This is a genomic window from Gemmatimonas sp. (genome assembly GCF_044344655.1).
GTDB lineage: Bacteria > Gemmatimonadota > Gemmatimonadetes > Gemmatimonadales > Gemmatimonadaceae > Gemmatimonas.
Window position 1 is genome coordinate 1 of the sequence record NZ_JBIJCN010000016.1, and the last position, 11,353, is coordinate 11,353.

At 66.8% G+C, this 11,353-nt stretch carries 10 protein-coding genes and 2 tRNA genes; 8 read left to right on the forward strand and 4 right to left on the reverse strand.

What is annotated here, in order from left to right; translation table 11 throughout:
• The 3 genes from ACIQ51_RS06300 to ACIQ51_RS06310 all read left to right on the forward strand — a co-directional run.
• On the forward strand, positions 1-923 hold a 923-nt coding region (locus ACIQ51_RS06300), incomplete at its 5' end, for a hypothetical protein (RefSeq protein WP_396204172.1).
• Positions 916-1,407 (forward strand): acyl-CoA thioesterase, encoded by a 492-nt coding sequence (locus ACIQ51_RS06305; RefSeq protein ID WP_396204173.1) that lies wholly within the window; start codon positions 916-918, stop codon positions 1,405-1,407. The genes ACIQ51_RS06300 and ACIQ51_RS06305, both read left to right, overlap by 8 nt.
• A 28-nt stretch (positions 1,408-1,435) precedes the next feature.
• Entirely contained in the window at positions 1,436-2,713 is a 1,278-nt protein-coding gene (locus tag ACIQ51_RS06310) for an MFS transporter (protein WP_396204174.1), read from the forward strand.
• 57 nt (positions 2,714-2,770) lie between these two features.
• Here the strand turns inward: ACIQ51_RS06310 and rnz are convergent, their stop codons facing one another.
• Positions 2,771-3,709 (reverse strand): ribonuclease Z, encoded by a 939-nt coding sequence (gene rnz, locus ACIQ51_RS06315; protein WP_396204175.1) that lies wholly within the window; start codon positions 3,707-3,709, stop codon positions 2,771-2,773.
• A 149-nt stretch (positions 3,710-3,858) separates the two neighbouring features.
• On the opposite strand from rnz, the gene ACIQ51_RS06320 reads away from it, so the two are divergent.
• Entirely contained in the window at positions 3,859-4,224 is a 366-nt protein-coding gene (locus ACIQ51_RS06320) for a KGG domain-containing protein (protein ID WP_396204176.1), read from the forward strand.
• 127 nt (positions 4,225-4,351) lie between these two features.
• Here ACIQ51_RS06320 and ACIQ51_RS06325 read toward each other — a convergent pair whose 3' ends face one another.
• Both ACIQ51_RS06325 and ACIQ51_RS06330 read right to left on the reverse strand, forming a co-directional pair.
• The gene (locus ACIQ51_RS06325; protein WP_396204177.1) at positions 4,352-5,335 is read right to left on the reverse strand and encodes a threonine/serine dehydratase; all 984 of its coding nucleotides are present in this window, start codon (positions 5,333-5,335) and stop codon (positions 4,352-4,354) included.
• A 122-nt stretch (positions 5,336-5,457) separates the two neighbouring features.
• Positions 5,458-6,936, reverse strand: coding sequence for a deoxyribodipyrimidine photo-lyase (locus tag ACIQ51_RS06330; RefSeq protein WP_396204178.1), 1,479 nt, complete (start codon positions 6,934-6,936; stop codon positions 5,458-5,460).
• Between the two features lie 132 nt (positions 6,937-7,068).
• Here ACIQ51_RS06330 and ACIQ51_RS06335 point away from each other — a divergent pair.
• Positions 7,069-7,141 (forward strand) — tRNA-Ala (locus tag ACIQ51_RS06335).
• 250 nt (positions 7,142-7,391) lie between these two features.
• On the opposite strand, the gene ACIQ51_RS06340 is transcribed toward ACIQ51_RS06335, so the two are convergent.
• Positions 7,392-8,690, reverse strand: a complete 1,299-nt coding sequence (locus tag ACIQ51_RS06340) for a hypothetical protein (RefSeq protein WP_396204179.1) — start codon at positions 8,688-8,690, stop codon at positions 7,392-7,394.
• Positions 8,691-8,831: 141 nt separating this feature from the next.
• Here ACIQ51_RS06340 and ACIQ51_RS06345 point away from each other — a divergent pair, with 141 nt between their 5' ends.
• From ACIQ51_RS06345 to ACIQ51_RS06355, 3 genes are all read left to right on the forward strand, one after another.
• On the forward strand, positions 8,832-10,523 hold the full coding sequence (locus ACIQ51_RS06345; protein ID WP_396204180.1) for a glutamine--tRNA ligase/YqeY domain fusion protein: 1,692 nt from the start codon (positions 8,832-8,834) through the stop codon (positions 10,521-10,523).
• A 74-nt stretch (positions 10,524-10,597) separates the two neighbouring features.
• Positions 10,598-10,670, forward strand: a tRNA-Gln gene (locus ACIQ51_RS06350).
• 158 nt (positions 10,671-10,828) lie between these two features.
• Positions 10,829-11,254 carry a carboxymuconolactone decarboxylase family protein gene (locus ACIQ51_RS06355; protein WP_396204181.1) on the forward strand — a complete coding sequence of 142 codons (426 nt, stop codon included), beginning with the start codon at positions 10,829-10,831 and terminating at the stop codon, positions 11,252-11,254.
• Positions 11,255-11,353 lie beyond the last annotated feature (99 nt).

Sequence of the window (11,353 nt, forward strand, 5' to 3'; positions counted from 1 at the left end):
TGGCGTCATGGCGCAAGGCACACCCTGCCGAACTCGAGGTAGATCCGAGCGCCGATGATGTGCCCGACGATCCGCGGACCGTCGTGCACGACGAGATCGAGATCCTCGATGTGCATGGCCCCTACATCACCTTCGAACATCTGCTCAATGCCGACGTCGACGGTGGCCCGCCCCATCAGCATCGCGGTAAGCGGTACGTGGTGGATGTGCGCTCCGGCCATGGCCCCCAGCTGTCCGAGCTCCTCGGCGGGCCCGAAGCCACGCGCGTACTGACCGACGCCCGGGCGTCGCTGACGCAGCTCACCGACAGCATTCGCAAGGCGGGGGCGTCGGGCGACGACCGAGCCGCCGCGGCGGTCGAAACGCTCGACAGCTTCGTGTTCGACTCCACCAGCTTCGGCATCACCGATCTCTCGCGTGAGCCGGCGGTATCGTTCATGGTGCCCGGCAGTGCGGAGGACGGCGAGGCGCTCGCGCTGTACCTCCCCCCGCTCCGGGTGAAGACGCCGGTCTGGTGGCAGGCCGTACGACGCACGTTACCCGAGTGGAGCGCCGACTCCAGCCGGGTGCGATGGGCAAGAGCTCCATACGAAGTGGTGGCCTCCCCGTCGGAGGATGGTGAGTCGCTGGCACTGGTCCTGCGCTCACGTGGGCTGGCCTCGTCGAAGCGCGAGTGGCCGGTCGCCACGGTGGCTGCGCCGGCCTACCAGCTCATCGCCCTCGACAGCCCCCCGCTCGACAGCGCCGCTCGCGCTGCCCTCGCGCGCGCGTTCGACATGTCCACCGCGCTCGATGGACTCGTGCAGCGGGCCGCGTGGCCGTGGCCTTCACCGGTGCGGCCCGTACGGAACCGCGCGCTTCGCAGGGCTGCGCGCGTCGCACCGCCCGCCAACGCCCCTCCAATCGGTTTCGCGAATGACTGATCGTGCCGCTCGATCCGTGGCTGCCTCGCAGCACGAAACCAGTGAGCTGATCATGCCGCAGGATGCGAACATCCTCGGCCATGCCTTCGGTGGCGCCATCATGGCCATGGTCGACAAGGCCGCCGCCGTGGCAGCGTTCCGACATGCGCGGACGGCGTGCGTGACGGCGTCGATCGATCGTGTGGATTTCCGCGAGCCGATTCACGTGGGCGACCTGGTCACCTGCAAGGCCTCGGTCAATTTCGTGGGCCAGACATCGATGGAAATCGGCGTGCGCGTGGAGGCTGAGGACATGATCAACGGCACGCGGCGCCATACCAATACCTGCTACCTCACGTTCGTCGCGATCGACCGCAATGGGCGCCCAGTGCCGATCGCCAAGGTCCTGCCCGAGACCGACGAACAACAACGGCGCTACGACGCGGCGCAGGCGCGCCGGCGTCGGCGTCTGGAAGAGCGTGAGGACGAGGCGCGGCAGGGGTAGCCGCCGGGGTAGCCGTGTAGATTCGGACATGTCCGTTTTCGCCCCGGAGGGTGAGGCGCCGCGCGACACGTTCGCCGCGCTCCGCTTTCCCAACTTTCGCCGCTACATCCTGGCGCTGTTCACGCTGACCCTTGGCATCCAGATCCAAGGGACGGTGGTGGGGTGGCAGATCTACGATCTCACCCATGATCCGCTGGCGCTTGGCCTGGTGGGGCTGGCGGAGGCGTTGCCGGCGATCAGCATGTCCCTCTTCGCCGGTCACGTGGCGGATACGCACGACCGTCGGCGCATCGCATTGGCTGCGCTCCTCGTGCTGGTGGGATGTTCGATCGGCCTGTGGTGGTTGGGGTACCCGCACCCCATCGCCCTCGGCGCACTCACGGCCCCGGCGCGCGTGCGTGCCATCTATGCCGTGATCGTGGTGAGCGGAGTGGCGCGCGCGTTTCTGCAACCGGCACGCCAGGCGCTGAGCGCCGAGTTGGTGCCACGCACGTTGTATAGCAATGCGGTCACCTGGCGAAGCGGCAGCTGGCAGTTGGCGGCGGTGCTCGGTCCCGCCCTCGGCGGACTGCTGTATGCGATCGGTGGCATCACGTTGAGCTACGCCATCGATGCGGTCCTCATGATCTTCGCCGTGGTTGTCCTCGTCACCGTGCGCCACCGATCTCCGGCACGCGATGTGACGCAGGCCGAGCCGATGCGCGTGGCGATCCTTGGAGGTCTGCGTTTCGTGTTCGGCGATGCGCTGTTGTTGAGTGCCCTCACGTTGGATCTGTTCTCGGTGTTGTTTGGCGGCGCCGTAGCGCTGCTGCCGGTGTTCGCCGGTGAGATCCTGCACGCCGGTCCCACCGGGCTCGGACTCCTGCGCGCTGCTCCGGCTGCGGGGGCTGTGGTGTCGAGCGTGCTGCTCACCCGCTTTCCCCCCTTCGCGCATTCGGGGCGCAATCTGCTGCTGGCCGTGACCGGCTTTGGCCTCTGCACGATCGGCTTCGGACTCAGTCGGAGCCTGCCGCTGTCGATCGCCTTCCTCGCCCTCGGCGGCGCAAGCGACATGGTGAGCGTGGTGATCCGCAGTCTCATGCTGCAGATGCGGACCCCGGAGGCGCTGCTGGGACGCGTATCCAGCGTCAATCAGATCTTCATCGGGAGCTCGAACGAGATCGGCGCGTTCGAGAGCGGGCTGACTGCGCGGTGGTGGGGCGCGGTCACGGCCGTCGTCGTGGGTGGCGTCGCCACGCTTGGCGTGGCGGCAACGGTGGCGTGGCGCGTCCCGGGGCTGCGGAGGCTGCGGCAGCTCGCGAAGTAGGCACGCAAGCACTCGCGGCGCGTCTCGCGAAGCAGCAGCAAAGGCGAGCGGGGTCGTCTACGCCTTGGTGGCGAGTTCCTCGGTGAGATCGAGTTCGATCTCGAGGCCGTCCTTTGCGATCGTGGTATTCCTGAACACCTGCCGGGCCTCGCGCTCCAGTTCCTTGGCATTGAGGGAGTACCGCGCCGAGATGTGGGTCAGCACAAGGCGGCGGGCGCCGGCGGCCAGCGCCACCTGCGCGGCTTCGCGGGCGGTGCTGTGGCCCGTTTCCACGGCGCGGGTGGCTTCCTCGTCGGCGAAGGTGGCCTCGTGGATCAGCAGGTCGGCGTCGTGTGAGGCGTCGATCGTGGCCTGGCAGGGGCGGCTGTCGCCGGTCAGCACGATCCGGCGACCGCGTCGACGCTCGCCTACCAGCACCGACGGTTCGATGACGCGGCCATCCTCGAGCGTGATCGCCTCGCCGCGGTGGATGCGTCCCCAGAGCGGCCCTTCAGGAATTCCGAGCTCGCGGGCGAGGTCGGGGTTGAAGCGCCCCTTCCGCTCCTCTTCCACCAGCGCGTAACCGAGGGACGTGGACGGGCCGTGGTCAACGGCAAAGCACTCAATCCGGTAGTCGCCCCGCTGGAGTGTGGCGCCGGCTTCGAGTTCGGTGATGTCCACAGGAAACGTGGTGCGCTCGCCACCCAAGCTGATGCATTGACGCAACGTTTTTCCCGCACCGCGGGGCGCCCACAACCTCAGTCGTTCGGTTCGTCCCTGCAGCACCAGTGTGCGGATGAGGCCGGTAAGGCCGAGCACATGGTCGGAGTGCGTGTGCGTGAAGAAGAGGTCTTCGAAGGCAAACGAGACTCCGTATCGCATCATCTGGCGCTGCGTTCCTTCGCCGCAGTCGAACAGTAGAGTCTGCCCTTCGCGGATGATGGCGAGGGAAGCGACCCCCCGTTCGACGGTGGGGCGTGAGGCGGCGGTGCCGAGGAAGCGAACGAGCAGTGGCATGGGAGGAATATAGACCAGTCCTGCCCGCGCCAGCGCGCGGCATTGGGCTTGCAGTAGAGGCCGGATACAATCGCCGCGGTGTCCGATTTCCGCCACACAGTAAATGATCGGAAATGGTGGGCCGCACTTCAATACAAAGTGGAGGGGATATGACCGGAAAGAGCCGACGCGGCTTCGCGTCCATGGATCCGACGCGTCAGCGCGAGATCGCGAGCAAGGGTGGCCGAGCGGCCCACGAAAAGGGGACCGCGCACGAGTGGTCGTCCGACGAAGCACGGCAAGCGGGTCGCAAGGGCGGAGTGACGGTAAGTCGTGATCGTGCGCACATGGCCGCCATTGGACGCGAGGGCGGGGAATCGCGAAGTGCTGCCGCTCGACAGGCGCGCCTCTCCCGAATGAACGAGCGGGAGATACCCATGCCGGTGGCCCGCGACGCCAACAGTGAGCAGCGCACGGCGCCCGCGGAACGCCCCCACAGCGACGGGCCGCGCGTCGACGACGCCTCCGCCCGCTGACCTGCGGCGGTGCACCGTGTCGTCATACAGAAAGGCCGGGCTACCCTGATGTAGGCCCGGCCTTTCCATTGCTGCCGTCAGGAAACCCGCTGCGTTTGAGCAGCGGGTTCCATGAAGGTGAGCGGACTCAGGCGGGAAAGCGGGTGGTCAGCAGGTCGAGCGTCGACGGGTCGATGTTGCGTCCGCTCACCAGCGCCACGAGGGGGCCGGTGGCCGCGTCGATGTGGCCGTGACGCAGCGCCGCTACCGTAACCGCCCCGGCGCCCTCCACCGCCATCCCCGTGGTGCGGTGCAGCCACGCGATGGTTTCGCCGAGCTCTTCCTCGCTCACCAGCACCAGATCATCGGCGCAGCGTTGCCCGATGTGCAGCGCGTCGGCGTCGATCTGGCCGGCCAGACCATCGGCTAGCGTGGGGGTCACGACCGTATCGATCACTCGGCCGGCCCGCACGCTGTGGGTCATCGCCGCGGTCTCCACGCTCTGTACCCCCACCACGCGCACGCCCGGGGCCAGCTGTCGCAGCACGCTTCCCATGCCCCCCAGGAGGCCACCACCGCCGGTGCAGATCACGACGGTTTGCATGGCTGGACACTGGTCGAGGAGCTCCAGCGCCACCGTCCCCTGGCCGGCCAACAGGTCCAGCCCAAGACAGGGATTGATGAAGCGGATCCCTTCCCGGGCGGCGTGCGCCTTGGCCACGACCATCGCCGCGTCGTAGTCCGGCTGTTCGTCGTTCACGAGGGTGCCGAGCGCCCGGATGCCGTCCTTCTTCACCTGCGGCGCGGTCCGCGGCACGTAGAGCATGGCCGGGGTCCCAAAGGCCTTGGCCGCGTAGGCCACCCCCAACCCGTGGTTGCCAGCGCTGGAGGCGACGACGCCACGGGCACGCTCCTCCGGAGACAGACCGGCCAGCACGTTGTACGCGCCACGCACCTTGAACGACCCCGTGGGGTTCTCCAGCTCGAGCTTGAAGAGCACCTCGATCCCGAGCTGGTCGGAGAGGGCGTCGGAGCGGACCAGGCGCGACGGCGACATGAACGAACGCAGCCGTGTGGCGGCGGCGCGCACCGCCGCGGCTTCGGGAACGATGGAAAAGTCGAGCAGGGACATCACACGAAACTACAGCCCGCGGTCATGATCGGCGAAAGCCCGACCGGCGACAACGCGACCGGCGAATCGGCGCGGGGAAGCGCTCCTTCCCGCGGGTGCACGTGGTGCCGTATGGCGGTCCATCACAGCAGCCGGCTTTCCGTCACCCTCGCCACATATCCCTCCACATCGAACTTGAGCTTCGCGCGGCTTGTGACCATCGGGCGGATGCCGCCCCAGATCGGCTTGTTGCCCCACGGCCGGTCCCAGAGCCCCAGGCACCACATGATGCCGCCCACGCTGTTCGGGTCACGACCGTCGAGGGCGTACTTGTCGTTCAGGTGGAAGAGCCACGTGCGCGCCTGCTCGTAGTTGGCGGTCCAGAGCAGCACGGTCTTGCCCCAGAGCATGCGTGGGTAGTTGTGAATCACCCCGTCCGTCACCAACTCGCGCTGGGAGGCATTCCACAGTCGGTCGACGGTCGCGCCGGACTCGAGCGTGTGGAGATCGTACTCATATGGACGAGGATCGTTCGCATGCTCCGCCATGGTGCGCTGTATCCAGTCGGGAAGCGCCTCGAGGCGATCGAAGTTGGGGGTGCGCAGGCACCAGTTGAACGCCAGCTCACGCCAGGTGGTGACCTGCTGCACGAAGGCGTCGTGGCTGGTGGCCGAGAGTCCGGCGGTGCGGGCCTCGCGCACGAGTCGCGCCGAGGGGATCTGACCGTAGTGCAGGTAGGGTGAGAGCCGCGAGGTGCCGTCGCCGTCGCTCGCCTCGTTGCGCCGCACGTCGTAGTCCGGCAGCACGCGCTCCAATACGTGCTGCCAGCGTGCGTCGGCCGCCACACGGCCACCGGCCAGCGACACCGCCGGCACCGAATGGTCGATCTCGCACGATGCCACCTCGGCCGCAATGTCGGGGTCGCTCATCGTGTCGATCGGTAGCGGAGCCAATCCGCCGCCGGCCGCGATGGTTTCACGAAGGGACGCGCGCAGCGCGTCCGTTACCGCCACCCGCGGCTGGCCCTCGGCGACCGGCTCGATGGCATGATCGAGCAGCTTCGCGATCTTGGGGCGGATGGTGCGCGCTGCGAACTCGGCCTTGGTGAAGGCGCCGCTCGGGACGGTGCACACGCTATCGACCGCAAGCACCCGGCAGGTGACCCGTTCGCCGAAACGGGCCACCCGCTCGCGGATGCCGGCGGTGGGGAACAGGTCGGTGAAGACCACATAGGCCCGCGCCGCCAGGCGGTCCACCACGCGGCGATCGTCGTCGCGGCGGCGACGAAGTACAAACTGGTAGTGCACCCCGCGTTGCGCCGCGTCGCGCGCTGTATCGCGCGCGCCCTGCAGGATGAACGTGTGGTGCCGGTCGCTCGCGTGCGGATAGGTGGGGTCGAGCCCTTGATGGATGACCAGCGGCAGGTTCACGCGATTGGCGGTGCGGATTGCTGCGCGCAGGGCCCAGTTTTCGTCGAGGCGATGCGTGCTTTGCATCCAGTAGAGCACGTACTCGCCGGTGGGGTGGTAGGTCTTGCCGTTGACGTCCACCGTGCGCGGTACCAGCTGGTCGCGGACGTAGTCGGATTCGAGGGCGTGCGGCGTGTGCGCTGAAGGGCTCATACGGAGGAGCAACGCGACGCCGCGCGTTGTTGTGCCGTCCCTTGACACTTGCCGGTCACGGACTAGCTTCTACGATGTTACCCGATGGGCCCCGCGCCACAGGAGCGGGGCTTTTGTTGTCCGGGCAACCATGGGGCTGTAGCTCAGCTGGGAGAGCGCTGCATTCGCATTGCAGAGGTCAGGGGTTCGAGCCCCCTCAGCTCCACTGTACATTCCGGGTCGTGGCACGAATCTCGCCAGACCGGATACCGGATGGTTACCACGTGTGACTGATCCGCTGCTGGTGTGACGCCGGAACCCGGTGCATCGTCCAGTGTACAACGACGCAAGCCCGCCGCTGTTCGGTAGGACGGAGAGTTCCAATGACGGCGCGCGCGGCAGTCTGAGAACCCCACCAGGTCTGACCTGGTGGGGTTCCGTGTTTCCGGGCGGCCGCGGCGCATCGTCCAGAGCGGCTAGGAGGTGCGGACCAGCGCCTCCATATCCGAGCGCATCGCCCGGAATAGCTCGATCAGGAACAGGTTTTCCTCCTCTTCGACCTTGCCGGCAAAATCGCTCATGGCGGTAAAGCCGAGGTTGCCAAGCCACCGCATGATGGCGCTCTCCTGGACGGCCACATCTACCACGCGCTCACTGAGCGTCTGGCCAGTGGGTCCCGTGTGCAGCCCCAGCTTGAAGTACACGCCCTGCCCCTCGAAGGGGTGACGGATGGCGGCGCTGAGCAGTCGTTCGGCGATCAGCGGCAGGTGCCACTTGGGCTCCTTGGTGAAGCGGAGCTGCCACGCCCGTTCGCGCGGCGTGTCGACGTGCACGAACTCGCCCACCATGTTCGACACGCCGACGGAAAACAGCCCAAGCTTGGCCAGCGCGTCGACGGTGAGCTGTAGCGTGTCCGGCATTCGACGGGCGGCGCCCGCCAGCGGCTGGAGCGCGCCATTGCGCGTGCGGAAACGTACGGTGAGCACGCGGTTCACGGCGCGCATATCCCACCACTCCGCGCCGTAGCGGTCGGTCAGTCGAAAACGATAGCGGGCCGGTTCCACGTACTGCTGCAGATACTTGGCGTACGCCGGGAATCCGGCGGCGATGTTTCGCGCATCGAGGCGGATCTGCATCGACACCACCGTGGACCCATCGAGTTGCGAGACGGCGCTGATCGTGTCGATCGAGAGGAGTCGGCCGAGTGCGGTCGCCGTACGGGGAAACGCCGTGCGGTAGTCCACACGCATGGCACTCCCGGGGCGCTCGGCGGACTGCAAGAACGCGCGCGCCACGGCGTTGAGACGTGACGGGGGGACCGTGCCCACGTGGTGTTCCACCACCGTGTGCCAGAACCAGTCGTGTTCGCCGCGCTGGCTCACCGCGATGAGGTGACGCTGGTCGCCCACCCGGGCCGGGGTGGGCGTGTCGTGGCGCGCCGCGAACTGGTACTGATTGTTCACCATCCCGGCCTGCCACTCCGCTTCCCGCTCGGCTCCGGTGCGGGTGGTCCGCATGGCCGTCCAGATGGCGGTGTCGTTCACCAGCTTGGATGGGGCAAAGGCGTACCGGGCAATCCGCATGCGCCCGTAGTTGACCTTGGACTGGCGCGTCACGTTGGTGAAGCGGTATTCGAAGCCGGTCACCAGGGCGTCGAGATTCACCTGGGCGCCGGCCGGGTCGTTTCCGTGCGCAAAGACCGCCGCGCGGCACCCGCCGGAGAGCGCGAGAGGCACGAGGGCCGCGGCTACGAACGTGGCGAAACGACGGGGCATGCAGGCAGGATAACGCGGAGACCGACGCAACGGATACGGGGCGGCACCTTCGCAGCGGGGGTCCCGCCGTACCCCGATGTATACCGATCGGGATTAGATTCACGAGTCATCCTTACCCGCACACTCGTGTCCGATTCCCCGATGTCTGACAATACCCTGTCGCCGCGCCGCGACTTCATCCGCGAGATGGTCGCGGACGACGTCGCCACTGGCCGTTTTGGTCGTGGGCCGGCGACGCGTTTCCCCCCCGAGCCGAACGGCTTCCTGCACATGGGGCACGCGAAGTCGATCTGCCTCAATTTCGGCATCGCACAGGAGTTCGGCGGCACCTGCAACCTCCGCTTCGACGACACGAACCCGGCCACGGAAGACGTGAAGTATGTGGAGGCCATCCAGCGCGACGTGCAGTGGCTTGGCTTCCAGTGGGACGGGCTGTACTACGCCTCCGACTACTTCGAGAAGCTGTACGAGATCGCCGAGATGCTCGTGCAGAAGGGGAAGGCGTATGTGGATGACCAGAACGAAGAGCAGATCCGCACCAATCGCGGTACGGTGACGAGTGCTGGTACGCCCAGCCCCTGGCGCGATCGCACGGCGGACGAGAACCTCGACCTGCTGCGCCGCATGCGCGCGGGTGAGTTTCCCGACGGGGCCAAGGTGCTGCGCGCGAAGATCGACATGGCGCATCCCAACATGATCATGCGCGATCCGCTGCTGCTGCGTATCCGACATGCGCATCACTATCGCCGTGGCAACGACTGGTGCATCTACCCGCTGTACGATTTCGCCCATGGCCTGAGCGACGCGATCGAGAGGATCACGCGCTCGCTGTGCACGCTGGAGTTCAAGGATGCGCGGGAGATCTACGACTGGCTCGTGCGTGAAGCGGGCTACGAGAATCCGCCCACGCAGATTGAGTTTGCGCGTCTGGAGCTCGACTACACGGTGCTCAGCAAACGGAAGCTGCTGCGGCTGGTGAACGAGGGGTATGTGAGCGGCTGGGACGATCCGCGCATGCCGACGATCGCCGGGCTGCGCCGTCGCGGTGTGCGTCCCGAGGCGATTCGGGCGTTCGCCGAGGTCATCGGCGTGGCGCGCAAGGATGCGCGCGTGGAGATCGCCACGTTCGAGCACGCGGTACGCAACGACCTGAACATGGAAGTGCCGCGCCGTCTGTGCGTGCTCAATCCGCTCAAGGTGGTGCTCACGAATTACCCCGAGGGGCAGGTCGAGCAGCTCGAGGCGCAGGACTATCCGCACGACGTCCCGAAGACCGGTTCGCGCACCATCCCGTTCTCGCGCGAGCTATACGTGGATCGCGACGACTTCATGGAAGATCCGCCGAAGAAGTTTTATCGGTTGGCCCCAGGGCGCGAGGTGCGCCTGCGCTTCGGCTATCTCATCACGTGCCAGGACGTCGTGAAGAACGACGCCGGTGAGGTGGTCGAGCTGCGCTGCACCTACGATCCCGAGACCCGCAGCGGGAACGCGCCCGACGGTCGCAAGGTGCAGGGCACAATCCACTGGGTGAGCGCCCCGCATGCGGCCACGGTCGAAGTGCGACTGTACGACCGTCTCTTCTCGCAGCCCGATCCCGACGACGTGCCCGAGGGCCAGGACTTCCTCAGCGCGATCAACCCGCAGTCGCTGGTGGTCATTCCAAACGCCAAGGCGGAGCCTGGCGTGCTCGAGGATCCGATCGGGTCGCGCTACCAGTTCGAACGCGTGGGCTACTTCTACAGTGAGCCGGAAGACAGCACCCCGGAGACGCGGGTGTTCAACCGGATCGTCGGGCTGCGCGACAGCTGGGCCAAGGAAGTGAAGAAGGGGTAGGGGACCCCACCCCTTCCACTTGGATCCGGACGGGATATATTTGACGGCTCGCCGGGTTATCCCGGAGTGCCAGCTGCCCCTTAGCTCAACTGGCAGAGCGTCTGACTCTGGATCAGAAGGTTCCAGGTTCGAAACCTGGAGGGGCAATCTTCGTGTAATCGCAAGCGCCGCCATCACTTACGTGATGCGCGGCGTTTGTGCTTTTCGGGATGCCACCCAGCATGCCCGGTCGTTCGGGAGGCGTCGCCGGTGTCGTTGGTGATATCGTCCGTTCGCCCACGGCATCCCCCCTCACCGGAGTCACCATGACCACACGAACCGCTCCCTCCGCTCCCGAGCACGACGACCGGGTGAAGGCGGTGTTCGACGACATCCGTAGCACGCGCAACACGGACTACATCAACAACCTCTGGCGGATGCTGGCGTTCGATCCCGTGTTGCTGGAGCGCACGTGGACCGAGGTGAAGCGACTCATGGCCACGCCGTCCCACCTCGATCCGCTCACGAAGGAGCTGATCTACATCGCCGTGTCGATCACCAACGCGTGCAGCTACTGCGTGCATTCGCACACGGCGGGGGCGCGGGCCAAGGGGATGACCGACGCGCAGCACGCGGAGCTGCTGGCCATCGTTGGGCTTGCGGCAAAGACCAATCAGCTCGCTACCGGCCTGCAGGTTCCGGTCGATGCGCTATTCGATGCAGGCCACGAGGGATTGGCGCACCCGCGGTGAGGTCGGATGCCGCCGAATGGCCGGTTCTTGGCCGGCCTTGCTGGCCCGCACCACGTCGGTAAGTGCCGGTGACTGCCGGTGACTGCCGGTGACTGCCGT